This is a genomic window from Cloacibacillus sp. An23 (assembly GCF_002159945.1).
Classification (GTDB): domain Bacteria; phylum Synergistota; class Synergistia; order Synergistales; family Synergistaceae; genus Caccocola.
Window position 1 is genome coordinate 17,992 of record NZ_NFJQ01000015.1, and the last position, 24,064, is coordinate 42,055.

Genomic DNA, 24,064 nt, shown 5'->3' on the forward strand with positions numbered 1-24,064 from the left:
CTATGCTGCTAGTAACCCGCCAGGCGAGGCAGGAAAAGCACCAGTTTCGGGCAGAAAGTGACGAGCAGAAGGACGCATATCGTGGCGGCGATAAATGGTATCGCTTCCTTGACAGTGTCCTCTATTCGCACCCCCGCCACAGGGCTTGTGACGAAAAGTGTTATTCCAAAGGGCGGCGTCGCGAGTCCTACGACCAGGTTGATGCAGATGACGAGCCCTATATGAAGAGGGTCTATGCCGAGCTCCCACGCTATAGGCGCGATAAGCGGGGCGAGAATGACTATCGAGGCATAGTCGTCCATGAAACAACCGACGATAAGGAGCAGGATGTTGACGCAGAGCAGGAAAAGCCACCACGGCATCGTCGAAAGCGGGCCGATGAGGCTGTCGAGCAGACGCTCGTTCGCGATGGCCCAGGCCATAACGCTTCCTGCTCCAGCAAGCAGCAGGACGAGCCCGGTCGTCGAAGCCGCGTCAAGGAACATATCCGGGATGTCCTTGAGCTTGACGGAGCGGTTGACGCAGAAGGCGAGGAATCCGCTGTAAAGCACGGCAACAGCCGATGCCTCGGTTATCGTGAATATACCGCTGAATATGCCTCCGAGAATGATGACCGGCAGCAGCAGAGACGGCAACGCCTTCTTGGTCGCCGCTATTTTCTGTTCGGCCGTAGCCTTGCCGTGAGCTTTGTACCCGCGCTTCGTCGCTATCCTGTTGGCAATTACGATCTGCACCCCTGCGATAAGCAGGGCCGGGACTATCGCAGCCATAAATAGTCCGGCAATGGACGTTTTGCCGACGGACATGCAGTAAAGGATCATCAGGACGCTCGGCGGCATTATCGGGCCGAGAAGTGAAGCCGACGACATGACACCGGCGGAAAACGCAGCGGAATAGCCCTCCTTCTTCATCATAGGAATGAGAAAGACTCCGAGCGAAGCGGCGGCTGCGACCGCGAGGCCGACGATCGACCCCATAAGGAGGCTAGCGCCTATAGTGACCATCGCTATCGCTCCGTTGAAACGCCCGAAGAAAGCATTTACGAAGTCGATGAGCGATTCAAGCAGCTTCCCCTTGAGCATGAGCTGTCCCGTAAGTACGAAGAACGGAACTGCCAGGAAGGAGAAGCTGTTCATTCCCTCATACATCTTCTGCGTGATGACGATGACAGGAAAACCGCTGACAAGAAGATATGCCAGCGAGCTTATAATCAGGTTATAAGCTATAGGCAGCCCTATCACCATCAAAAACAGAAAACAAATGACCAGCGTCGCTAGTTCCATTTAATTGAACTCCTTCGGCAAAATTTCACCTTGTTACTTTATATACGGCTCGTCCCACAGCAGGAGCTTCTGGCCTACGCCCTGTTTCAGCGCGCGCTGGTAGAGCTCGAAGCCGCATGCGACGTCGAATACCGCCATTCCGCAGGCGACGAAGATTATCGTCTCGTCGTCGCTCGTGCGTCCGGGCTTGTTGCCGAGTATGACGTTTCCGATGTCGGTGGAGTCCTCAAGCTTCGGAAGCTTGCCTTCGTCGATGAGCGTGTATATCGGGCCGCCGATGACTCCGGCGTAATATCCGGGGACGTCGCCGGAGGCGTAGGCTTCTTCGACGTAGGCTTCGTGAAGCTTGATGTTGTCGTAGACTATCTTGCTCTTGAGCCAGAGGTCGTCGTCGCCCTTAGCGGGGCCGGTGAGCATGACGAGAGCGCCTTTTTTAATCCACGAGCTCTCGATGTGGAGCGGCTTGAGGCGCGACGCGGCGACGGTGACGAGGTCGGCCTCCTTGAGCGCCTCCGGCAGTTCCGTCGTGGCGGAGGCTTCGAGGCCGAATTCGCTCTTGGCCCAGTCGGCGAAGGCCTGCGCCTTATCGAGGAATATGTCGTAGGTTATGATCTTCTTGAGGTTCGGGGCCTGGGTTACGATGTGGCGGAAGCAGGACTTGTTTATCGGGCCGCAGCCTATAACGGCGCAGACTTCGGAATCCTTGCGCGCGAGGTGGCGCGTGGCGACGGCGGGGATGGCTCCCGTGCGCGTCGCGCTGAGTATGTTCGCCGACATGTGGCAGAGGGGCGCGCCAGTGTCCTTATCGTTGATGAGGACGGTCAGTATCGAGCGCGGGAGCCCCTTCGCGGTGTTCGCGGCGTTCGAGCCGTACCACTTGTTGCCGCAGACATCGAAGCGGCCGCCGAGATAGGCCGGCATTGCGAAGAAGCGGCGGTCGGGGCCGGCGACCGGCATATTCGGGAAGGGAGATTCCTTCGGGAAGATTATCCCCATGCCGTGGCTGTTGTGGTTCGGCCCGCCCATGAGGTAGTCGCCCTTGGCGAGGAGCCCGAAGACCTCTTCGCAGACGTCTACCCACGCCGGAGCGTCGGTGATACCGAGCTTGATGGTATCCGGCTCAGAAAGATAGATAAACTCAATCTTGTTGCTCATTCAGCATCTCTCCTTATTGCGATCAGTTTTCAGCTTTTGATAAAAGCTATATAACAATCAAGCGGCGCCGCCCTCCTTAACACGGCAAAAAGACAACAAAACCACTGAACTGTCTTTTATAACAGCCTTAAGAATGTATTCACAATAAGTTCTGTCAAACAGTATAGGCATAGGAATAGGTATTTTCTATTAGCTTATTAGCCCGTTTTATAAAAATATTAACTTGTAAGTATGGTACAATATGCTCAACGTGTAAGGGGTTGTGTGTTTATTTTTAATTCTCCAGAAAAGGAGAGTGGATTTTCTGTGATAAATTACCGCCCCATACTTGTAGACAGCACGCTCCAGGAGCTCACGGAGCACGGCGATTTCGCCTTCCCGATGTCTATGGACGAGCAGCGCGTCTCCGACAGCTATGTCGCCTTCGTTCCGCACTGGCACTACGAGATACAAATCTCTGCGGTCGTAAAGGGCTCCGTGATTTTCAGGACGCCGGAAAATGAATTCCGGCTTGAAAAGGGCGAGGCCGTTTTCTTCAACAGCGGCTGCATACACGAGGCCGTCCCGACCGAGGACAAGGACGGCGTCTACACATGCGTCAATTTTCACCCTAAGGTCGTTTACGGCTACGCCGAAAGTCTGCTGCGCCAGGACTATGTCAATCCAGTCCTCTACTCCAACGAGCTGCAGGCGATAGTTTTCCGGGACGAGCCGTGGCATCTCGAGGTGCGTAAGCTCATGGATTCGCTCATAGCGGTCAACCGCGCGGAGCGCTTCGGCTACGAGCTTGAGATGTACTCCATCATACTGAAGATATGGCACCTCATCGTGCAGAACAACGAAAGCCTAATCTCGGCCTCCTCGCTCGTATCCTTCGCGGACAAACAGAGGATAAGGTCGCTCACGCACTTCATACACAAGAACTATATGGAGCGCATATCCCTGACCGAGATAGCGGAGTCGGACCACATCAGCAAAGGCGAATGCTGCCGCGTCTTCCAGCGCGTACTCGGCACAACGCCATTCGCATATCTGATAAACTACCGCATACACCAGGGCATGAAGATGCTGGCGACGACCGACCACAACATTTCGGAGATAGCGCAGAGCGTAGGCTTCGGCTCCGGCAGCTACTTCACGGAATGCTTCAAGAAGATGATGCACTGCTCGCCGATGCAGTACCGCAAGCATATTCGCAAGGAAGGCAAATCGGAGGATGCGCCGCGGCCCGAGGAAGACTATTCGTAATATTGCCCTCAACTATCGACATATTGACGCTCCCGTTGACTTTGTTAAATAAAGCTTTTTATACTGGATTCGCACTCTGGACATAATAAAGCTTCGTACAAAGCCAACGGGAGGTTTTTATATATGCAGTGGAAAATAAGGAACCGCGAGCAGCTTTTATCCCACGGAGACACGGAGTCAAGACGCATCGTCCTCGACATAGCCGACAGGACGCTCCAGAAGCTTGACGCTAAGGAGCGCATCAAGAGCATAATGAGCCTGGACGGCGATATTCTGCGCATCGGGACGAAGAGCTGGGACCTTTCCAAGAAAAAGAACGTCTATCTGCTCGGCGCCGGCAAGGCATGCAACCACATGGCGATGGCGGTGGACGAGATACTCGGAGACAGGCTGACGCGCGGCATAGCGATCGTAAAAATATCGGAGCCGACGGACGTTTTCAATAAAACCGAAGTTTACGTCGGCGGGCATCCGCTCCCCAACGAAGAGGGCTACAGGGCCTGCAGGATAATACTCGACATCGTGGACAACTCCGGACCGGACGACCTGTTTATATGCGTCATCAGCGGAGGCAGCTCCGCGCTGATGAGCTGCCCGATAGACGGGATCTCGCTCGAAGACGAGATAAAGGTGACGGACGTGATGCTCAAGTCCGGGGCGAACATATACGAGATAAACGCGATACGCCGCCACATATCGCAGATGAACGGCGGCATGCTGGCGAAGCGTATAGAGGCGCGCGGCGCTGAGCTGATAGGTTTCGGCATCAGCGACGCCGTGGGCACGCCTCCGACAGGCGACATCGGCATCCCTTACGCAAATTACAAGAGCACGCCGATGGGGCCGGACGCGACGACGCTCGACGACGCGCGGCGCGTGATACGCGATTACGACGTCGCGGACAGGCTGCCGAAGAACGTCGTGGACTACCTGATGAACGCGGGCCCCGAGTGCGAGACGCCGAAGGCCTTCCCGAACAACACGTACTACTTAATAAACACGCTGCCAGACTCATGCGCCTACGCGAAAAAAATTGCGGAAGAGATGGGCGTTCCCGCCGTCATACTCACGTCGTTCCTCGAGGGCGAGAGCCGCGACGTAGGCACGATGCTCGCCTCAGTGGCGCGCGAGATACAGGCCTACGGCAACCCGGTCAAGGCTCCGTGCGTGCTGCTCGCCTCCGGCGAAGCGACGACGCAGATCCTCGACAACAGCACGATAACGGGCCACGGCGGCCCGTCGCAGGAGGAGACGCTGAGCTTCGCGCTATCGGCCGCTAAGGCCAGGGGGATATGCCTGCTCTCGATAGATTCAGAGGGCACCGACGGCACGACCGGCGTCGCGGGCGGCATCACCGACTCGACCAGCTACAAGGCGGCTCTTGAAAAGGGAATCGACGTACACGCAGCGCTGCGCGGACACGCGAGCTTCGAGGCGCTCGACGCGATAGGAGACGCGGTCTTCACAGGAAACACTGGAACCAACCTCTGCGACTTCAACGTAATGTACGTTCCGAAAATAGATTAGGAGGACGCGAAAATGTCAAAGATAACGGAAGTCAAGGCAAGACAGCTAATCGACTGCAAATGCCGCCCGATGGTGGAGGTAGACGTAATAACCGAAAAAGGCTCGCTCGGACGCGGAAGCGCGCCGACCGGAAGTTCCGTCGGAATGTACGAGTCGTTCGTGCTGCGCGACAACGACCCCAAAGAATACAACGGCATGAGCGTCCACAAGGCCGTCGAAAACGTGAACAAGATAATAGCCCCGGCGCTCATAGGCAAAGAAGTTAGCGGGCAGGAAGAAATAGACAAAATAATGATAGAGCTCGACGGCACGCCGGACAAACATAATCTCGGCGGAAACGCGATATACAGCGCATCGATAGCGGCTTTCCGCGCCGCCGCAGGAGACGCCGGCAAAACGCTCTACGACTATATAGCGGGCGAGCCGGTCAAAGACGTGCCGATACCGTCATTCAACGTCATCAACGGCGGGAAATATCCCGGACTGACGCAGGCCTTCAACGAATTCATCGTGATGCCCTACAAGGCCGATTCCATATACGAAGCCGTCGAGATCGCCGTCAAGGTGTTCCAGAAGCTCGGCCCCGTCATCAAGAACTATACGAAAAAAGAGCCGGGCGTCGGCGGATCATACGGCTGGATCGCGCCGTCGGAGGACCCGGAGGTGCTGTTATCGCTCATGCAGGAGGCGATAGACGCGTGCGGCTACACCGGCAAATGCGCTTTTGCGCTCGACTGCGCCTCCAGCGAGATGTACGACGCCGAGACTAAGACGTACTACCTTAACGGCAAGCGCCTTTCCTCCGACGAGCTCATAGGCTACGTCAAAGGGCTTACGGAAAGATGGAATTTCGTCTTCATCGAGGACATGCTCGACGAAAACGACTGGGATGGCTACGAAAAGGCCCACAGAGAGATAACGAGGACTCTCATCATAGCAGACGACTTCACCGCGACAAGCAAGGAACGCATAGCGCGCGCCTGCTCGACGAACTCGATAGACGGCTTCATCCTCAAGCCGAACCAGGTCGGCACGATAAGCGAAGCGCTCGACGCATACCGCTTTGCGCGCGAGCGCGGACTGCTCGCGATACCTTCCGGACGCTCGGGCGGCGTCATCGGCGACGTCGTGATGGACCTCGCGGTCGGCCTCGACGTGAGCTTTATCAAGAACGGCTGCCCGCGCTCCGGCGAGAGGATAGACAAACTGAATTTCCTGATGCGCGTCGCCGACCTGAACCCCGGCTGCGTGATGTCGGACATTTCTTCGCTCGTGCGCTTCTAGGAGAAGCGCGCCTTCCACACGAAAAGGCCGGAGCGACGGCTCCGGCTTTTTTACGTTGTTATATCCGTTCAAGAAACGGCGCGCGTCGCCGCCTGTTCAAAAGTATTTTTACGCTCGCTTTTGCGGACTGCGCACAGCGCAGCGCACGGCATTACGGCCCGGCCGCGCTTGCTTAAACTCGGGCGGAACGGGCCGCGAAACACGAACGCCGCCCCCTCACCACAGCCTCATCCCGACGCGCCTGCAGTACTCCTCCAGAAATTCTTTTTTCGTGCCGGCCAGGCCGCCGCGGGATTTTATCATTGCGCTTATTCTTTCGAAGTTTTTCAGCGCAAACGATGCGGCTTTGTTCGCGCACTCTTCCATGACTGAGCAGAGGACTTCTGCGGCTTCTTCGGAAAGGCCGCGCCTTGCCAGACGGGCCGCCTCGCGTTCGGCTCTCGCGGCCTGCGTTTCGATTTCCTCTTCGAGCGCGACTCCGCCCACGCGGATGAACGGCGCGTATCTGTCGTAGTCGGCCGATACCGCGGCGGCGAGCCTTTCAAAGAGCCACCAGAGCGAGCTTTCACTGAACTTTTCGCCGCTTTCGCTCATAAGCGGCGGCAGAGGGCCGGCGCAGTACGCCGGTATGTAGAGCGACAAGCATGGCAGCGAGCAGGCGAAGCGCATCGCAGGGCCCGCGCCTTCCGCCCAGCGGCATATCATGGAGGCGGCCGTCTGGCTCGACTCCGGCGTCATCGCGTGCATACAGACCGACGGGAAGACGCCGAAGGATACGCCGAAGCGCGGCTCTAGGAGCGTGCCCTCGAAGTGGTCGCGCAGGATGGATTTTACCGTAACGGCGTCGAAGGGGTCTTTTTCGGCTTCGAGCATGGAGCTCAGCCGCCGCAGCCTCGGCACGGCGCCGGTCTGTCTTTGCGCCGGGGCCGTGTAGGCCTTCGCGAAGTTAAACCGCTCGCCTTCCGCGAGCCAGCCTTTGTCCCGCGCATATTTTTCCAGCGCCTCGCTGCATTCGTCCGGTTTCGCGATCGTATAGCAGTTGCTTATCGCGCACGGCTCTTCTATGCGTTTGGCGGCCCACATGCGCCCAGCCGTCTCGAGCAGCCAAATTTCCTCCCTGTCGGCTATAAGAAAAGAATTTTCGTAACGTTTGTCCTCGAGCACGCTCGCGTTGGCGTTCTGCCCGTATTCCTCAAGCAGCGCCGTTATGACGCGCATCGCCTCGCGGGCAGTCGCTCCTCGCTCGAGGCCGAGGCGCAGCATATCCATGCCAAGCAGCGCGTTTCCGCGTCCCGTCTCGGCGGCTTTGCTGCCCTGCGCCTCGTTGCCTATCATCACGCCTTTTTCGTTGACGCCCATCTCGAAGCCCCACATCCAGTAGGGTCTGGAGCCGAGCACGCCGTATGTCTCGCCGGTCTGCGGGACGGATATGTAGGTACATTCGACTTTCTCGCCGGCTCCGTGCTTCGCGCCGGGCGACCATGTCAGCGCCTGCGCCTCGCCGAGCGGCCTGTCGCTGTTTTTCGCCAGAAGATTGCTCCCGCCCAGGCATCTCCCCGCCGGAAGCGCGAATGTGTCGCATGAAAGCATTTTTTACTCTTCTTCTCCCTTCGCGTATGCAGGATTTTCCCGATTACACGAACATTATACTCACTCGCGCGGCAAAGAAAAACGGCGCGCACAAACCGCGGGAAACGAATACGTTTCTGCATAAATAATAGTGAATTGACTAAACCGGCAGACATTTATGTCATTCCGGCAATCTTCTGGCCGGAATCTCCATCCCTTGCACCGAGGCTGAATGAAGCGGCATAGAGGCGACGAGGCTATTGGATATGGGACGAATACCCAGCAGGGCCCGCCACGTTTCACCGGGCGCAGGAGATTTGCAGGGCGACATACAATTTTTAGAAAAATTAATCAAGTATACGAAAGCGGAAACGCCGGAGGCGTGCCCCCGGCGTTTCCGTGCGTTTACTTTGATTCGCGTTTCCGCGCTACTTTCCGAAAACTTCCCTCGCGGCCTTGCGCGAGATTTCGATTCCGAGTTTGATGTCCTCGAGCGGGACGTTGAGCGCCGGGCGGAAGCGGACGGTGTTGCTGCCGCAGCCGAGGATGAGCATGTGGTTGGCCTGGCAGGCTTTGAGGAACTTGTTGCGCAGCTCTTCAGAGCATATGTCGTAGGCGCACATGAGTCCTTTGCCGCGGACGTTGCGGATATACTTCGGGAACTCTGCCTCGAGCTCCTTGAGTCCGTTATAGAGCGCCGGGCCGGCGACGTTCGCGACGTAGTCGAGAATTTTGTCGTCGCGGTAGATTTCAAGGTATCTCTGCGCGCGCACCATATCTACCACGGTTCCGCCCCACGTCGAGTTGAGGCGGCTCGAGACCTTGAAGCAGTTGTTCTCCACTTCGTCGATGCGCGGTCCGGCGATGACGCCGCATATCTGCGCCTTCTTGCCGAAGGAGAAGAGGTCCGGCTTGACCGGAGCGTGGTGCTCCCACGCCCACATCTTGCCGGTGATGCCCATGCCGCACTGGACTTCGTCGAAGATGAGCAGCATTTCGTTCTCGTCGCATATCTGGCGGAGCTGCTTGAAGAACTCCGTGCGGAAATGGTTGTCGCCGCCCTCGCCCTGTATGGTCTCGATGATGACGGCGGCTATTCCGTCGGGATCGTTCATCAGAACGTGTTTGATCTGCTTGATGGCCTGCGCCTCGAGCCACTCGACTTCGCCGAGATGCTCTTCGAGCGGGAAGGTGATCTTCGGGTTGATGATGCGCGGCCACTCGGTGAATTTCGCGTAGCGCTGGTGCTTGTTCGGGTCGTTGGTGTTCGTCACGGAGAGAGTGTATCCGCTGCGCCCGTGGAACGCCTCGTTGAAGTGCATTATCTTCGTGCCTTTGCGCCCGTCGTAGGCTTCGCCAGGGGTTATCTTGCCCTTCTGAAGAAGTTTCTGAGTCTTCCAGTCCATCGCAACTTTGAAGGTGTTTTCGACGGCGAGCGTCCCGTAGTCTATCAGGAACAGGTGCTCGTAGCCTTCGGGCACGGCTACCTCGCCGAAGGTCTTGACGAATTCGGCCATCTCCTGAGTGTAGATGTCGGAGTTGGCGACTTTGTTGATAGCTGCGCGGAATATCTTTTCCTTGAACTCTTCGTTGTCGAGCTTCGGGTGGTTCATCCCGAAGGGGGCCGACGCGAAGAACGTATAGAAGTCGAGCCAGTCCGCCCCGCTGACGGAATCTATGACGTGACTGCCCTTTGATTTCTCCATGTCGATTACGATGTCAAAACCGTCGCGGAGCAGCAGCTTTTCTATCGTCGAGAATACGTCCTTTGGCGCTACGGAACAATTCGATGCCATTTGCATAACCTCCCAATGTTTAGTTAGACTGTTTAGACAATGCTGGGAATAGTTCGTTCAAAACTCCACTGCACTTTTAGTCTACATTCAAAATACAATAAAATCAAGGGTTAATTTCCAGACTTCTACTATTATTTTTTGATAAAATATTATATTTTTCTTTATAGAATAATATTTATTTTATAAATTTAATTTTACTGCCCGCCTCTTGATGCGCGGCGGAGCGCTGTCGTATCCGCTGTGCGGAAAGCCGCCGTTCGCAAGCTTTCGTCTTATGGAGCGTTTTTCGCGGCGAGGGTAAAAGTAACAGCGGCCCCTTACAGGGCCGCTGTGTCGTTTTTTCTTACAGCTCGGAGGCTGCTGGGAGTTCGAGGAATTTTCGCACCAGCTCAGGCGGATAAAGCCTGCCGTCGTTCATGCCGGGGCAGAAGGCGGCGTAATAGTCCCATACGCGCCTGTCGGTCAGCATCGAGGGCCAGAATGGGAACATGCGGCACTGGAGCGGGCGGACTTTGTAGATTTTGCAGCGGCGTGTATCCGCGTCGAGGAAGAGGCAGTCGTAGTTCTCCTTTTCCTTTATGCTGCAGCGCCCGTCTATGCGCGTTAGGCATTCCTTTCTGAAGGCGGCCTCGTCCATGCCGAGCTCGGCGGCTATTCTCGCGCGCTCGGCGGGCGTCACCCATATTTCGCCCGGCTCGCCGCCGCAGCAGCGTCCGCAGCCGCGGCACTCGAAGCGCACGCCTTCTTTTTCCCACCAGAAACTCATTATTTGTTGACGATGCCCTTTCTCGTCGCGAGGTAGACGGCTCCCGTCTCCTTGAGTTTGTCGAGCGATTCAAGCGCTATCCCCGTGCCGAGCGCGACGCACTCTCCGGCGGATTCCGCGACCATCGCGTTTATCTCGGTCTCTTCCATTATAAGCTCGGCTATGCCGCGCAGGTACGCGCCGCCGCCGGTGAGGATTATTCCGCGGTCCATTACGTCGGCGGACAGCTCAGGCGGCGTTTTCTCAAGCACGCGCTTTATTCCGGCGACGATTGCGTTGACGGGCTCTTCTATGGCCTTAGCTATATCGACGCTTGAGACCGTGACCTGGCGCGGAAGCCCTTGTATGAGGTCGCGTCCGCGTATGTCCATCGTCTTTTCGGGCGAGGCGGTCTTTGGGTCGCAGGCTCCTATCTGCTTTTTGATGTCCTCGGCCGTCTGCTCGCCTATCGCCAGGTTGAACTGCTTACGCATGTAGCGGACTATCGATTCGTCGAATTTGTCTCCGCCGACGCGCAGCGATTCGTAGACGACGAGGCCGCCGAGCGATACTATCGCTATGTCGCTGGTGCCGCCGCCTATGTCTACGACCATGTTGCCAACCGGCTCGCCGACCGGCATATTCGCTCCTATCGCGGCGGCCATCGGCTCCTCTATCAGATATGCTTCCTTCGCCCCGACTTCAAGCGCGGCCTCGAGCACTGCGCGGCGCTCGACGTCGGTGGCTCCGGCCGGCACGCCTATCATCAGGCGGTGGCGCACGAGGCGCTCTATGCCGTGGGTAACTTTTTTCATAAATTCGCGCAGCATGACTTCCGTCATGGTGTAGTCGGCTATGACCCCGTCGCGCAGCGGGCGGATGGCTACGACGTTGCCGGGCGTCTTGCCTATCATCACTTTGGCGTCTTCGCCGACGGAGAGTATTTTGCCGGTCGATTGGTCCATCGCTACGACCGAGGGTTCGCGCAGCACTATGCCCTTGCCTTTTACGAATACGAGGACTGTCGCCGTCCCGAGGTCTATGCCTATGTCTTTATTCCACAAAATTCGTCAGCCTCCCGTTTTTATACAGAGGTCTTGTCTGCATAACGTGTTCCGTTCAGATAACAATTTTACCATATCGGCGCGTCGTAGGTGACCTTCCAGAACCAGAGGCCGCAGGCGGGGAACGTCCTGCCTCCGTCGGAGCGAGTGCGCGTTTCCGTGTCCAGCAGCGAGTTTATTTCCTCCGGCTTTATTTTGCCGAGCGCCGCAAGCTCGAGGTTGCCGAGGATTATGCGCACCATATTGTGAAGGAATCCGTCGCCGCGTATCTGGAATACGACGAGGCGTCCTCTTTGGACGAGGCGTGCGCGCGCTATCGTGCGCACGGTCGTATGTTCATAGCCCTCGAGGCGGCAGAAGTTGCGGAAGTCGTGCGTCCCTTCCAGCCGTTTCGTGGCGCGGGCGGCGGCTTTCCAGTCGTAGCCTCCGTGCTTGAGCCAAGCGGCGCAGCCTTTTATGTGGGGGTATATCGAACTTGCGTTCCAGATGAAGTAGCGGTATTCGCGCGAGAGGGCGCTGAAGCGCGCGTGAAAATCGTCCGCGACCCGCGCCGTGCGCATGACGCTCACTCCCTGCGGGAGATGCGCGTTCATCGCCAGCATGAGGCCGCGCGGCTCCCATTCTCGCTTCATGTCGAATGTGCAGACCTGCGCGCGCGCGTGTACGCCGGTGTCCGTGCGCCCGGCCCCCGCGACGTTCGTACGCCCCCCGTTGATCGCTGAGGCGGCTTCTTCGAGCGCGAGCTGGACGGTAGGCAGCCCCGGCTGCACCTGCCAGCCGAAGAATTTTCCTCCGTCGTATGAAACTTCGGCGGCGTATCTCACCATAAGCGCGCCGTCCTGTCGAAGGCGACGAGCAGAACGCAGCCGAGCAGGAAAACTGCGAGCGCAGCTCCGTCAGTCCGTCTCCACACGGGCGGATAAAGCTTGGTTCGCCCCTCGCCGCCGGAGTAGCCGCGCGCCTCCATTGCCAGCGCGAGGTTTTCCGCCCGTCTGAAAACTATGACGAAAAGCGGTATCAGCACCGGAATGTAGGCTTTCGCCCGGCGAATGGGGCCGCCGCAGTCGAACTCGGCCCCGCGCGATTTCTGCGCTTTGATGATGCGCGAAGTCTCTTCAAAAAGCGTCGGGATGAAACGCAGCGCGATGGTGATCATCATCGCTATGTCGTGCGCGGGCAGGCCGAGCCGCTTGAAGGGCGAGAGAAGCCCCTCGAGCCCGTCGGAGATTTTCGCGGGGGTGGTCGTGAATGTCAGCAGCGAGGCAAACATCACGAGGTATATGAGCCGCAGCGACATCGCGGCGGCGAGCGCCGCGCCCTCGCGCGTTATTTCGGCTCCGAAGATCGAGAGCAGCGGCGTGCCTGGCGTAAGGAATAAATGAAATAAGGACGTGAATATCACCAGGAACAGCACCGGGCGCGCCGAGCGGAGCACGAGACGGAAGGGCAGGGCCGCGAGCCGCGAGAGCAAGAAAATAGAGAGGCCGCACAGAAGGAAGGCCGGCATAGTGCGTATCATAAAGACGGCGGCCATCGCGGCGGCGGTGACGAGTATCTTCGCGCGCGGGTCGAGAGAATGTACGAAGGATTCGGCCGGGACGTACTGTCCGAGCGCTATTTTATTGAGAGACGCCATTTCTGACTCTCCTCAGCTCGTCCATCAGCGCATCCGCGCTCCACGCCAATTTAGAGATTTTACCGGCGCGCCGCAGCTTCGCCGAGATTTCCAGAATCTCCGGCGCGGCGAGTCCCTTTATATTTCTCGATACGACGGCCTCCGCGGTCTCTTCCGGCGTGCCCCACGATACGGCGCGCCCCTCCTCGAGCACTAGTATCATTGAGCTGACCTCGAGCGCGAGCTCAATGTCGTGGGTTATCAGCGTTACCCCGGTGCCGGAGGCGGCGAGCCTTTCAAGCATAGATATAAAAGCGGACGAAGCGGCGAAGTCCAGCCCCGCCGTCGGCTCGTCGAGCACGAGGTACGACGGTCGGGCGGATATTACGGAGGCGATGGCGACGCTGCGTTTTTGTCCTCCCGAAAGGCCGTATGGTGAAGCGTCGAGCAGCGCCTCCCCGAGCCCGGTCTCGCGCGCGGCCCAGCGCACGCGGCCCTCGATTTCATCCTCCGGAACGCCCCAGTTGCGAGGCGCGAAGGCTATTTCGTCGAAAACTTTTTCTGAAAATATCTGCTCCTCCGGATACTGGAAGACGAGGCCGACCTTTCGCCTCATGTCGCGCGGCGCGGCCGCGCTCGAGACGCCGTCGGCGGTCACGCTGCCGCCCTGCGGCGCGATGAGCCCGTTCAGATGCTGCGCGAGCGTGGATTTTCCGCTGCCCGTGTGCCCGAGCACGGAGACTACGGCGCCGCGCTCAACCTCGAAAGAGACGCCGCTCAGAGCGGCGCGCTCGGACGGCAGCCCTAAGTTGTACGTGCAGCTCAGATTTTCTACAACGAGCGGCATAATTCCTCCACCAGCGCTTCCGCGCCGTCGGGACATTCAGACGATATGAACCCCTCTGCGCGCAGGTTTTCAGCTAAACGCTCGAGCGGCGGCTTCGTAAGCTTCATCGCAGCCAGCTCGGCGGAGCTCTTACGTAAAAAATCGCGGACCGGCATGTCGCATACAACGCGTCCGCCGTCAAGAACGACGGCCCGGCCGGCGCGGCGTATCTCCTCAAGACGGTGCGTCACCTCAACTATTGTGACGCCTTTTTTATGCTCGGCGGCAATCATATCGGTGAATTCGACGCGAGAGCGCGGGTCGAGCATAGACAGAGCCTCGTCGAGAAGTATCGCCTGCGGCTCCATCGCGAGAGCGCCCGCGAGGGCGAGGCGCTGCTTCTGCCCACCGGAGAGCGACGAAACGAGGTCGCGCCGCCGCTCCCACAGCCCAACGGCTCTGAGCGACCTTTCGACGCGCGCCCGTATCTCTCCAGGCGAGACGCCCAGATTCTCCGGGCCGAAGGCGGCCTCCTCTTCGACGACTGCGGCGACTATCTGATCCTCCGGGTTCTGGAATACGATGGCGGAAACGCCGCGGAGCTCGGACGGCTTCGCGGCCTTCGTGTCCTTTCCGCGGACAAAACAAAAGCCCTGCGTGGGAGTCAGCAGGGCGCTTAATATTTTTAGAAGTGTGGACTTACCAGAACCGTTAGCCCCAAGAAGCGCAACCCACTCGCCGGCGCGGATTTCCAAATCGATCCCGCGGAGTATCTTTTCGCCCGCGTCCGCATAAGCGAACTCCGCGCCTTGGAGAATGAATTGTGTTTCTTGCGGCATAACCGGATTTTTAGTCTACGAGCTGTATTACCGCCATCGGCGAGGAATCGCCTACGCGAGTCCCGATTTTGACTATTCTGGTATAGCCGCCGTTGCGCTCGGCGTACTTCGGGCCGAGCTCGTTGAACAGCTTATTTACCGCCTCTTTATGAGGGATCCTGGCAATAACGAGACGACGGTCGTTGAGCGTCCCGGACTTCGCCTTCGTGATGAGCTTCTCGGCTACGCGGCGAAGCTCCTTGGCGCGGGTCTCGGTCGTCACGATGCTACCCTCTACGAAGAGACTGGCCGCCATGTTGCCAAGCATGGCCCACCTGTGGGCGCTGCAGCGGCCCAACCGCCTTGTACTCATGCGGTGTCTCATTGCTTACTCCTCCTTCGGATTCTGTTCGTTGGTCTCCAAATCCTCGTCGTCATCGTCGATCGGCGTGCTTATGTCGCCGCTCAGATGCAGGTCGAATTTGGCAAGTTTTTCCTCGATCTCTTTAAGCGAGATTTTACCGAGGTTGCGGATTTTCAGAAGGTCGTCCCTCGTGCGCGACACGAGCTCGCCTATCATGTGGACGCCGCCGCGCAGCAGGCAGTTCTCGCTGCGGACGGAAAGCTCGAGATCCCTCACCGGGCGCGTATAAATGGAGTTCTCGCCCATCGGGAAACCCGTCATTCCGGGGCCGAAGCCCTTCGCGCCGCCGAGAGCGGAACGCGATGAATCGTCGCTCTTGATGATCTCGTCGAGAGCGCTGGTACCAGGGCCCGCAAGCGCATCGACGATCGACGCGTAGTATCCCTTGAGGATACGACTCGCCTGGATGACCGCGGACTCTGGCGAAACGACCTCGTTCGTCCAAATCTCAAGGGTGAGGCTGTCGTAGTCAGTCCTCTGCCCCATGCGTTTGTCCTGAATGTCATATTTCACGCGCTGGACGGGGGAGAAAAGCGCGTCCGTCTGAAGCGCGTCGACCGGAAGGTAGGAAGCTCTCGGACGGTCGATCGGAGCATATCCCGTGCCCGTGGTCACATATATGTCCATCGAGATCGAATGGCCTTCCTCGATGGTGCAGATATACGCCTCGGGATCGGGGAACTCTATCTCGCTGTCCGGGTCGATATCGGATACAGTGACGACCTTGGGGCCCTTCGCCTCGAGGTGAAGCGTCCTGACCGTAGCCGAGTGGCAGCGGACGGGTACATGCTTCATATTGACGAGAAGCTCTATGACGTCCTCCTTGACTCCCGGAATTGTGCTGAATTCATGCATAACTCCCTCGATGCGCACCGCTACCACGGCCGCGCCGCTTATAGAAGAGAGCAGGACGCGGCGCAGGGAGTTGCCGAGCGTTACGCCATAGCCTCTTTCAAGGGGCTCGATGGTGATTTTACCATACGACGGGGTGGATTCTTGTACTATGATCTCATGGCGATCATGCTCCATGTTCTCCCCCACCTTTCGTCACACTAACGTGCATAGAATTCAACAACAAGCTGTTCGTTCACAGGAACGTCTATCTGCTCGCGAACCGGTACCGTAAGTAACGTGCCTGACATTGTTTCCGGATTAAATTCGAGCCACGCGGGTATGCTGCGCGCGGCCGAAGCCTCTGCGTTGTCCTTCAGCGTCTGGATATCGCGGCTTCCTTCCGCGACGGCGACGACGTCGCCGGGCTTGAGAAGCGCGCTCGGTATATTGAGTTTGCGGCCGTTGACCGTGAAATGGCCGTGGCTGACGAGCTGGCGCGCCTGCGCGCGGCTCACTCCGAAACCGAGACGGTAGACGACGTTGTCGAGACGGCGCTCAAGAAGCTGAAGGAAGTTGTGACCGGTCTGCCCGGCCATCCCCGTGGCTTTCTCATATATCGTGCTGAACTGCGTCTCGTTGATCCCGTAGAAGCGGCGGAGCTTCTGCTTCTCGCGGAGACGGATTCCGTATTCGCTCTGCTTCCCGCGGCGCGTGCCGTGCTGTCCGGGCTTAGAGTTGCGCTTGGTGAGTCCGCACTTCTCCGTGTAGCAGCGGTCACCTTTCAAAAAGAGCTTGGCGCCTTCCGCGCGGCAGAGCCGGCAGACAGGTCCTGTATATCTGCTCATCTGTATAAGTACCTCCTTATGGGACTACACGCGGCGCCGTTTCGGAGGACGGCATCCGTTGTGCGGGATCGGCGTTGCGTCGCGAATCACGTTTACCTGAAGTCCGGCCGCCTGAAGCGAACGGATTGCGGACTCGCGTCCCGGTCCGGGGCCTTTGACGACGACGTCTATCTCGACGACCCCGTGATCCTGAGCCACCTTGGCGGCCTGGGCAGCCGACATCTGGGCAGCGTACGGAGTCGATTTACGCGTTCCCTTGAAACCGACGTTTCCGCCCGAAGCCCAGGAGAGCGCGTTGCCCTGCTTGTCGGTCAGCGTCACTATCGTGTTGTTGAAGGTCGAATATATATGTGCTACGCCGTAGCTTACGTTCTTTCTTTCTTTGCGCTTGCGGCTGCGCTGTACGCGTTTGGCCAACTGTTATTCCCTCCCTAAAACCTTACTTCGTAGCTTTCTTCTTGCCGGCGACGGTCCTCTTCGGGCCCTTGCGCGTGCGGGCGTTCGTCTTCGTCCTCTGTCCCCTTACAGGAAGGCCGAGGCGGTGACGGAGGCCTCGATAGCATCCGATGTCCATCAGACGCTTGATGTTCATGGCGATGTCGCGGCGGAGGTCGCCTTCGACATGACGGTTGTTTTCAATTTCCGCGCGGAGCTTCTGCTCCTCTTCCTCGGTGAGGTCCTTGACGCGGGTGTTGGGATCTATCCCAGTGACCTTTATAATATCGTTCGCTACTGCCGGCCCGATACCAAATATATAGGTAAGGGCTATTTCGATTCTTTTCTCACGCGGCAGGTCGACACCGGCTAGACGAGCCATTCCCTGCTACCTCCTTGCACCCTGGCGCTGCTTGTGGCGCGGGTTTCTGCTGCATATTACGCGCACGACGCCGTGACGCTTGATGACTCTGCAGTATTCACATATCGGCTTGACCGACGGTCTTACTTTCATTAAATGCAGACCTCCTTGACTAAACTTCTTGTTCCCCGACGACGATTATCTTCGTCTACTTATATCTGTATGTTATCCGTCCGCGGGTCAGATCGTAGGGCGAAAGCTGCAGAAGCACCCTGTCGCCCGGAAGTATTCTGATGAAATGCATCCGCATTTTACCCGAAACATGAGCTAAGATTTTATGACCGTTCTCCAGCTCCACGCGGAACATGGCGTTGGGGAGCGGCTCAACAACTTTGCCCTTTACTTCGATTACCTCTTCTTTGGCCATCCGGCTGATCCATCCTCCTGTTTGCAAGATGCGCAGTCTCTGTTCATCACAACCGAAATCTCCTGCATCAACCAGCCGTTGTCAAGAGGTTTACCGCTAGTGACACGCCCGGCCACATCTTCGAGATTAAAGTGCGTATGCTGCAGATGAATAACATTTTTTTTCTTTGGCTTGGACGCTTCGTACTCGGCCCCGTTAGCGATAAGGACCCTGTCATCGCGCATCCCAACCACCGCAAAGGGTTTGCCGGCGAATTTGCCGCGCCGTACTATGACGACGTCCCCCGCGTGAAAGAGGCCGATGTTCCTCGATCCTCTCACTCCCATGGCGTGAGTATCTCCACGCCGTCTTCCGTGACCAGCAGGCTGAACTCAAAGTGAGCCGCGTCGCTGCCGTCCTTCGTAACGACGGTCCATCCGTCCGCCAGAGATTTCACGTCTTCTTCCCCGGTCATCACCATAGGCTCCACGCAGAACGTCATTCGCGGTTTGACGGTGAGACCGCTGCCAGGCTCCCCGAAATTGGGAACCTGCGGCGCTTCGTGAAGTTTATGCCCGATGCCGTGACCGGCGTAGTCTCTTACGAGGCCGTAGCCGGCGGGAATCACGACGCTTTCTACCGCATGACCGATGTCTCCGAGCGTCGCTCCCGGCTTCACCGCGGCAACTCCCTTATGGAGGGATTCAAGCGTAAGATCGAGCAGCCGCTGTCGTTCATCGCTTATCTTCCCCACCGCGTAGGTACACGCCGCGTCGCCGAAAAAGCCCTCTATGGAGGCTCCGGTATCGATACTGATTATGTCTCCCTCCTGAAGCACGCGGCTTCTAGAAGGAATCCCATGCACGACTTCGTTGTTTATAGAAGCGCAGATCGTGCCTGGGAAGGGAACCGAGACCCACGGAACCTTGTACCCTTTGAAAGCGGGTTTACCGCCGGCTTTCAGTACGAGATTCTCGGCCGCTTCATCAAGCGTCAAGGTATCGACTCCTGGCCTCACCATATCGCGCATAAGCTTGAGGATGTCGGCCACAACCTGACCAGCCCTGCGCATCTTGGCTATGTCGCGGTCGCTTTTAAAAGTAATCATCAGGCGTTAGCCTTCTTCTGTTCCAGTACTTTCAGGACGGCGTCTTTCTCGCCGGTCGCGTCCACCGGCACGAGGATGCCCTGCTTCCCGTAATAATCGATCAGCGGGGCCGTCTGCTCGTGAAAGACGGAGAGACGTTTGCGTATGACGTCTTCCTTGTCGTCGTCGCGCTGTACGACGTCGCCGCCGCACTTGTCGCAGACGCCTTCCTTCGACGACGGCTTCATCACCGTGTTATAAATCTCGCCGCACTGGCGGCAGACTCTTCTCGAAGTCAGGCGTCCGACGACCGCGTCGTCCTCTATGACGAGGTCGACAACCGCGTCAAGCTTGAGCTTCATCTTATCGAGAATCTCGTCAAGCGCTTTTGCCTGCGCAATCGTACGCGGAAAACCGTCCAGCATGAAACCTTCCTTCGCGTCGTCTTCCATGAGGCGTCTTTCCATCATGGCGATTATCACGTCGTCTGGCACAAGCTTGCCGGCGTCCATGTAGACCTCGGCGTTCCTGCCGAGCTCCGTTCCCTCTTTTATGTTGGAGCGAAGCATGTCTCCGGTCGAGATATGAGCGACCGGATATTTAGCTTTTATACTGTCCGCCTGAGTGCCCTTACCGGCGCCAGGCGCTCCCAGAAGAATGATCCTCATCTGATTCGCCTCTTTTGGACTACAGTTTCAAAAGCCCGCCGCCTCTGCCGCCGCGGCGTTTCAGAATCCCTTCATAATGGCGCATCAGAAGCTGGCCTTCAATCTGATGCACGGTGTCGAGAGCGACGCCGACTACGATTATAACCGCTGTGCCGCCAAAATAGAAGGTATTGATGTTCATAATCCCCGTCATCATCGTAGGCACGACCGCTATCACAGCGAGCGCCACCGCGCCGCCGAGGGTAATGCGCCCCATAACCTTTTCGATGTAATCGGTCGTCGGCTTTCCGGGACGGATGCCGAGGATGAACCCGCCGTTCTTCTTCATATTATTCGATATATCTTCAGGCTTGAATACAACAGCCGTATAGAAATACGAGAAGAACACGATCATTATCACATACAGCACCATATAGATTGGGCTGTTCGGGCTCATGGCCTGCTGAACGGCTCTGGCTGCGCTGTTCTGGAACAGGCCGGCGACGGTGTAAGGGAAGAGCAGGACCGAAGACGCGAAGATTATCGGTATAACTCCCGCCGTATTTACCCTAAGCGGGATGAAGCTGCTCTGTCCGCCGTACATTTTATTCCCGACCATGCGTTTGGCGTACTGCACAGGCAGACGGCGCTGTCCCTCCTGCAGCATGACGCAGCCCGCGACAACCGCGAGCATAACCGCTATGGCAAGCAGCAGGACGAGCACATTCATCTCTCCGAGGCGTACAAGCGAGAAGGTACGGACGACGGCTTCAGGAATCCTCACAACGATACCCGCGAAGATAAGGAGCGAGATGCCGTTGCCGATCCCATGGTCGGACATTATCTCACCGAGCCACATGACGGCGACGGCTCCGGTCGTCAAAGTGAGGGAAACGAGGATGATATCCATGAAGCTCCCCGTATAGATTCCCAACCCTCTCAGCCATCCGGTCATTCCGACCGCCTGGATGAAAGCGAAGATGATGGTCCCGTAGCGCGTCCACTGGACTATCTTCTTACGCCCCTCATCTCCCTCCTTCTGAAGCTTCTCTATGCTCGGCACTACTACCGCGAGAAGCTGCATGACGATGCTGGAGTTGATGTAGGGCGTGACGCCCAGCGCAAAGATGCTGAAACGGCTGAGGGCCCCTCCGGCAAAAAGATCAAGGAATCCAAGAATGGATCCCTGATCAAACAGCCTTCCGAGGGCGGCTGCATCCACTCCGGGAGTGGGCACATGGGCGCCAAGTCGGTACACGAACAGCGCTGCAAGCGTAAAAAGGATGCGGCGCTTCAGATCAGGCAGCCGAAAAGTGTCCCGGAATGAATCCAGCATACTATATCACCTCAGCCTTGCCGCCGGCAGCTTCTATCTTCTTCGCGGCGGACGCGCTGTAAGCGTTCGCCTTAACATTGAGGCTCTTGCTGAGTTCGCCGACGCCGAGCACCTTCACGGGGCTTTCGGGCGACGAAATCAGACGGAGCTCGCTGAGCTCCTTCGCCGTGACTTCACTGCCCGCCTCAAAGCGTTCTTCCAGATCCGCAATGTTGACGATCTCGTACTTCACCGCGAAACGGAAGTTGCTGAACCCGCGCTTCGGGATACGGCGCGCGAGCGGCATCTGCCCGCCTTCGAAGTTGGCCTTGATGTCCGGGCTCTTTCTAGCCTTCTGTCCTTTGTGGCCCTTACCGGCGGTTTTGCCTTTGCCGCTTCCAAGGCCCTGGCCGAGACGTTTCGGCTTTCTGCGCGATCCCGGCACGGGACTGAGTTCATGAAGTTTCATGCCAGTACCTCCTTATTCCTCGACTGAGAAATCCAACAGATGGCTGATTTTCGCAATCATGCCGCGAATCTGCGGAGTGTCCTCATGGTACACAGTCTCGTTGAGCCTGTGAAAGCCAAGAGCTTTGATAACGCGCTCCTGGTGCGGAGGACGGCCGATCGTGCTTCTTTTCCACGTTATACGAAGCTTAGCCATGGTGATGTTACCTCCCTAGGCTTCCTTGCGTTCTTTACCGCGCAGGCGGTAAATTTCTTCAGGCGTACGAAGGCGCTTCACCGCGTCGAGCGTTGCATAGGCGATGTTGATCGGGTTGGAAGTCCTGCCCGTAACCTTCGCGATAACGTCCTTCACCCCGCCGAGCTCCATTATCGGGCGAACCGAGGAGCCGGCAAGAACGCCGGTACCCGGAGCTGCCGGACGGAGAAGAACCTCCGCCGCGCCGAACTTCCCTATAATCGGATGGGGAAGCGTGTGCCCCGTCTTCTTGAGGTCGATCATGTTCTTCTTCGCATGCTCAATCCCCTTCTTCATGGCTACGGAAATTTCCTTCGCCTTGCCGGTACCGAGGCCGACCTGGCTCACGCCGTCGCCGACGACGACAAGAACGCTGAAGCGGAAGCGCTTACCGCCTTTTACGACTTTGCTGACGCGGTTGATGGAAACGATGCGCTCAGAAAGTTCAAGGCCCCTGCTGCTGTAGGATTTTGTATTCTGCTGTGTCTCTTTCGCCACTATACTGCGCCTCCCTTAGAACTTCAGACCGGCTTCGCGGGCGGCTTCCGCAAGGGCTTTGATCCTGCCGTGATAGACATGGCCGCCCCTGTCGAAAACCACTTCCGTAATTCCATGAGCGAGAGCGCGCTCTGCGATGAGCTTACCGACCGCCTTTGCGGCTTCCTGATTGCCGGTGCCCTTTATTTCTTCAAACTTATCCTGTACGGTAGACGCAGAAACGAGCGTATGCCCCTTTTCGTCGTCGACTACCTGTACGCTGATATGCTTCAGGCTTGCGAATACCGCAAGGCGCGGGCGCTCGGCTGTGCCGGAGAGATGTCTCCTGAGGCGGCGGTGGCGGATCTCCCGCATTTCATTACGACTGCGACTTTTAATCAACGTCCTTCACCTCGCCTTATTTTTTGGCGCCGGCCTTACCGGCTTTGCGGATCACGTACTCGCCGGCATACCTGATACCCTTGCCTTTATAGGGCTCGGGCGGGCGGTAGCCGCGAACATTCGACGCTACCTGGCCGACAAGCTGTTTGTCTATGCCGCGAACGATGATTTTAATCGGGCTCTCGCAGGCGAATTCTATTCCCGCGGGGGGAACGACTTCCACCGGATGCGAGAAGCCGAGGCTAAGAACGAGGTTCTTGCCCTGCATCTGAGCTCTGTAGCCTACGCCGACGATCTCAAGAACCTTCTGGAAGCCCTCCGTGACGCCGACCACCATGTTGTTGATTAGCGCCCTCGTCATTCCGTGGGCGGCACGAACCGCCTTATTGTCGTTTTCACGGGTGACGGAAACGGCGCCGTCTGCAACGGTGACGGCTATGTGGTGCATGACATCCATCTCAAGAGTGCCCTTAGCGCCCTTGACGGTTACATGCTGTCCATTTACTGTTACGTCCACTCCCTTTGGAAGCGTTATAGCTTTACGTCCTATTCTCGACATTTCGCTTGCCTCCGACTACCAAACGTAGCAGACTACTTCGCCGCCAAGACCGAGCTTGCGGGCGGAAGCGTCCGTCATAAGTCCGGCCGAGGTCGATATCATTGCTATGCCGAGACCGCCCATGACCTTCGGCAGCTCGTCCTTGCCGACATATATACGGCGGCCGGGCTTGCTTATCCTGCGCAGCCCCTGAATGACCCTTTCCTTCTGCGGGCCGTAGTTCATCGTGAGGCGGAGGATGGGCATAGGCTGCTTCGCGTCGGTGATCGTCTTGTAATTGCGGATATATCCTTCTTCTTTTAATATGCGAGCCATTTCAAGACGCATCTTTGAAAGAGGCATATCTACCATTTCATGGTAAACAACATTCGCATTTCTGATGCGAGTGAGCATATCCGCGACAGGATCGGTAATATGCATATTAAAGGATCCTCCCTTCTATGCCCTATTGTTACCAGCTGGCCTTTACCACGCCGGGGATTTTACCCTCGCGCGCGAGCCTGCGGAAACAGCAGCGGCACATATCAAACTTGCGCATATATCCGTGGGGACGCCCACAGATAGGGCAACGGTTATATTTTCTAACCTTGAACTTCGGCTCCTGAGCAGCCTTGTTCTCCATACATTTACGAGCCATTT

Annotated in this window: 31 protein-coding genes; 3 read left to right on the plus strand and 28 right to left on the minus strand. The window is 57.5% G+C overall.

The window, feature by feature from the left end:
* Positions 1-8 precede the first annotated feature (8 nt).
* Together B5F39_RS13270 and B5F39_RS13275 are read right to left on the minus strand one after the other, a co-directional pair.
* Entirely contained in the window at positions 9-1,283 is a 1,275-nt protein-coding gene (locus B5F39_RS13270) for a TRAP transporter large permease (RefSeq protein ID WP_087368504.1), read from the minus strand.
* A gap of 33 nt (positions 1,284-1,316) precedes the next feature.
* Positions 1,317-2,438 (minus strand): tyramine oxidase subunit B, encoded by a 1,122-nt coding sequence (locus B5F39_RS13275; RefSeq protein ID WP_087368506.1) that lies wholly within the window; start codon positions 2,436-2,438, stop codon positions 1,317-1,319.
* 306 nt (positions 2,439-2,744) lie between these two features.
* On the opposite strand from B5F39_RS13275, the gene B5F39_RS13280 reads away from it, so the two are divergent.
* The 3 genes from B5F39_RS13280 (at position 2,745) to B5F39_RS13290 (ending at position 6,497) form a co-directional block, all read left to right on the plus strand.
* Positions 2,745-3,686 carry an AraC family transcriptional regulator gene (locus B5F39_RS13280; protein ID WP_158096069.1) on the plus strand — a complete coding sequence of 314 codons (942 nt, stop codon included), beginning with the start codon at positions 2,745-2,747 and terminating at the stop codon, positions 3,684-3,686.
* Between the two features lie 123 nt (positions 3,687-3,809).
* On the plus strand, positions 3,810-5,213 hold the full coding sequence (locus B5F39_RS13285) for a DUF4147 domain-containing protein (protein ID WP_087368509.1): 1,404 nt from the start codon (positions 3,810-3,812) through the stop codon (positions 5,211-5,213).
* 12 nt (positions 5,214-5,225) lie between these two features.
* On the plus strand, positions 5,226-6,497 hold the full coding sequence (locus tag B5F39_RS13290) for an enolase (protein ID WP_087368511.1): 1,272 nt from the start codon (positions 5,226-5,228) through the stop codon (positions 6,495-6,497).
* Between the two features lie 216 nt (positions 6,498-6,713).
* On the opposite strand, the gene B5F39_RS13295 is transcribed toward B5F39_RS13290, so the two are convergent.
* The 26 genes from B5F39_RS13295 to B5F39_RS13420 form a co-directional block, all read right to left on the minus strand.
* Positions 6,714-8,087, minus strand: coding sequence for a C69 family dipeptidase (locus B5F39_RS13295; protein WP_087368513.1), 1,374 nt, complete (start codon positions 8,085-8,087; stop codon positions 6,714-6,716).
* Between the two features lie 407 nt (positions 8,088-8,494).
* Complete coding sequence (gene lat / locus B5F39_RS13300; protein ID WP_087368515.1) at positions 8,495-9,862, minus strand: L-lysine 6-transaminase; 1,368 nt, start codon at positions 9,860-9,862, stop codon at positions 8,495-8,497.
* A 343-nt stretch (positions 9,863-10,205) separates the two neighbouring features.
* Positions 10,206-10,628 carry a YkgJ family cysteine cluster protein gene (locus B5F39_RS13305; RefSeq protein ID WP_087368517.1) on the minus strand — a complete coding sequence of 141 codons (423 nt, stop codon included), beginning with the start codon at positions 10,626-10,628 and terminating at the stop codon, positions 10,206-10,208.
* Positions 10,628-11,671 carry a rod shape-determining protein gene (locus B5F39_RS13310; RefSeq protein WP_087368519.1) on the minus strand — a complete coding sequence of 348 codons (1,044 nt, stop codon included), beginning with the start codon at positions 11,669-11,671 and terminating at the stop codon, positions 10,628-10,630. The genes B5F39_RS13305 and B5F39_RS13310 overlap by 1 nt, the downstream gene beginning before the upstream one ends.
* 68 nt (positions 11,672-11,739) lie before the next feature.
* Positions 11,740-12,498 (minus strand): tRNA pseudouridine(38-40) synthase TruA, encoded by a 759-nt coding sequence (truA, locus tag B5F39_RS13315; RefSeq protein ID WP_239391294.1) that lies wholly within the window; start codon positions 12,496-12,498, stop codon positions 11,740-11,742.
* On the minus strand, positions 12,492-13,307 hold the full coding sequence (locus B5F39_RS13320; RefSeq protein ID WP_087368521.1) for an energy-coupling factor transporter transmembrane component T: 816 nt from the start codon (positions 13,305-13,307) through the stop codon (positions 12,492-12,494). Before B5F39_RS13320 ends, truA begins: the two co-directional genes overlap by 7 nt.
* On the minus strand, positions 13,291-14,133 hold the full coding sequence (locus tag B5F39_RS13325) for an ATP-binding cassette domain-containing protein (RefSeq protein ID WP_087368523.1): 843 nt from the start codon (positions 14,131-14,133) through the stop codon (positions 13,291-13,293). The genes B5F39_RS13320 and B5F39_RS13325 overlap by 17 nt, the downstream gene beginning before the upstream one ends.
* Positions 14,118-14,951 carry an ATP-binding cassette domain-containing protein gene (locus B5F39_RS13330; protein ID WP_087368524.1) on the minus strand — a complete coding sequence of 278 codons (834 nt, stop codon included), beginning with the start codon at positions 14,949-14,951 and terminating at the stop codon, positions 14,118-14,120. The genes B5F39_RS13325 and B5F39_RS13330 overlap by 16 nt, the downstream gene beginning before the upstream one ends.
* A gap of 10 nt (positions 14,952-14,961) precedes the next feature.
* Positions 14,962-15,315 (minus strand): 50S ribosomal protein L17, encoded by a 354-nt coding sequence (gene rplQ / locus B5F39_RS13335; protein ID WP_087368527.1) that lies wholly within the window; start codon positions 15,313-15,315, stop codon positions 14,962-14,964.
* Positions 15,316-15,318: 3 nt separating this feature from the next.
* Entirely contained in the window at positions 15,319-16,383 is a 1,065-nt protein-coding gene (locus B5F39_RS13340; RefSeq protein WP_087368529.1) for a DNA-directed RNA polymerase subunit alpha, read from the minus strand.
* A 23-nt stretch (positions 16,384-16,406) separates the two neighbouring features.
* Entirely contained in the window at positions 16,407-17,033 is a 627-nt protein-coding gene (gene rpsD, locus B5F39_RS13345; protein ID WP_087368531.1) for a 30S ribosomal protein S4, read from the minus strand.
* Between the two features lie 24 nt (positions 17,034-17,057).
* A complete protein-coding gene (rpsK, locus tag B5F39_RS13350; RefSeq protein ID WP_087368533.1) occupies positions 17,058-17,450 on the minus strand; it encodes a 30S ribosomal protein S11 in 393 nt (130 codons plus the stop codon).
* A 22-nt stretch (positions 17,451-17,472) separates the two neighbouring features.
* On the minus strand, positions 17,473-17,850 hold the full coding sequence (rpsM, locus tag B5F39_RS13355) for a 30S ribosomal protein S13 (RefSeq protein ID WP_087368534.1): 378 nt from the start codon (positions 17,848-17,850) through the stop codon (positions 17,473-17,475).
* Between the two features lie 6 nt (positions 17,851-17,856).
* Positions 17,857-17,982, minus strand: a complete 126-nt coding sequence (gene rpmJ / locus B5F39_RS13360; RefSeq protein WP_087368536.1) for a 50S ribosomal protein L36 — start codon at positions 17,980-17,982, stop codon at positions 17,857-17,859.
* Positions 17,983-18,037: 55 nt separating this feature from the next.
* Positions 18,038-18,256 carry a translation initiation factor IF-1 gene (infA, locus tag B5F39_RS13365; RefSeq protein WP_008711020.1) on the minus strand — a complete coding sequence of 73 codons (219 nt, stop codon included), beginning with the start codon at positions 18,254-18,256 and terminating at the stop codon, positions 18,038-18,040.
* Positions 18,238-18,582, minus strand: coding sequence for a KOW domain-containing RNA-binding protein (locus B5F39_RS13370; RefSeq protein ID WP_087368538.1), 345 nt, complete (start codon positions 18,580-18,582; stop codon positions 18,238-18,240). The genes infA and B5F39_RS13370 overlap by 19 nt, the downstream gene beginning before the upstream one ends.
* Positions 18,573-19,343, minus strand: coding sequence for a type I methionyl aminopeptidase (gene map, locus B5F39_RS13375; RefSeq protein ID WP_087368540.1), 771 nt, complete (start codon positions 19,341-19,343; stop codon positions 18,573-18,575). Before map ends, B5F39_RS13370 begins: the two co-directional genes overlap by 10 nt.
* On the minus strand, positions 19,343-19,990 hold the full coding sequence (locus tag B5F39_RS13380) for an adenylate kinase (protein ID WP_087368542.1): 648 nt from the start codon (positions 19,988-19,990) through the stop codon (positions 19,343-19,345). Before B5F39_RS13380 ends, map begins: the two co-directional genes overlap by 1 nt.
* Before the next feature lie 19 nt (positions 19,991-20,009).
* Positions 20,010-21,305 carry a preprotein translocase subunit SecY gene (secY, locus tag B5F39_RS13385; RefSeq protein ID WP_087368544.1) on the minus strand — a complete coding sequence of 432 codons (1,296 nt, stop codon included), beginning with the start codon at positions 21,303-21,305 and terminating at the stop codon, positions 20,010-20,012.
* A gap of 1 nt (position 21,306) precedes the next feature.
* Positions 21,307-21,753, minus strand: a complete 447-nt coding sequence (gene rplO, locus B5F39_RS13390) for a 50S ribosomal protein L15 (protein ID WP_087368546.1) — start codon at positions 21,751-21,753, stop codon at positions 21,307-21,309.
* 12 nt (positions 21,754-21,765) lie between these two features.
* Entirely contained in the window at positions 21,766-21,948 is a 183-nt protein-coding gene (gene rpmD / locus B5F39_RS13395) for a 50S ribosomal protein L30 (protein ID WP_087368549.1), read from the minus strand.
* Positions 21,949-21,963: 15 nt separating this feature from the next.
* Positions 21,964-22,485, minus strand: a complete 522-nt coding sequence (gene rpsE / locus B5F39_RS13400; protein WP_087368551.1) for a 30S ribosomal protein S5 — start codon at positions 22,483-22,485, stop codon at positions 21,964-21,966.
* A gap of 15 nt (positions 22,486-22,500) precedes the next feature.
* Complete coding sequence (gene rplR / locus B5F39_RS13405) at positions 22,501-22,839, minus strand: 50S ribosomal protein L18 (RefSeq protein WP_239391298.1); 339 nt, start codon at positions 22,837-22,839, stop codon at positions 22,501-22,503.
* Positions 22,840-22,882: 43 nt separating this feature from the next.
* The gene (gene rplF / locus B5F39_RS13410) at positions 22,883-23,425 is read right to left on the minus strand and encodes a 50S ribosomal protein L6 (protein ID WP_087368555.1); all 543 of its coding nucleotides are present in this window, start codon (positions 23,423-23,425) and stop codon (positions 22,883-22,885) included.
* A 15-nt stretch (positions 23,426-23,440) separates the two neighbouring features.
* Positions 23,441-23,845 carry a 30S ribosomal protein S8 gene (rpsH, locus tag B5F39_RS13415; RefSeq protein WP_087368557.1) on the minus strand — a complete coding sequence of 135 codons (405 nt, stop codon included), beginning with the start codon at positions 23,843-23,845 and terminating at the stop codon, positions 23,441-23,443.
* A gap of 31 nt (positions 23,846-23,876) precedes the next feature.
* Complete coding sequence (locus B5F39_RS13420) at positions 23,877-24,062, minus strand: type Z 30S ribosomal protein S14 (protein ID WP_087368559.1); 186 nt, start codon at positions 24,060-24,062, stop codon at positions 23,877-23,879.
* Positions 24,063-24,064: the final 2 nt, after the last annotated feature.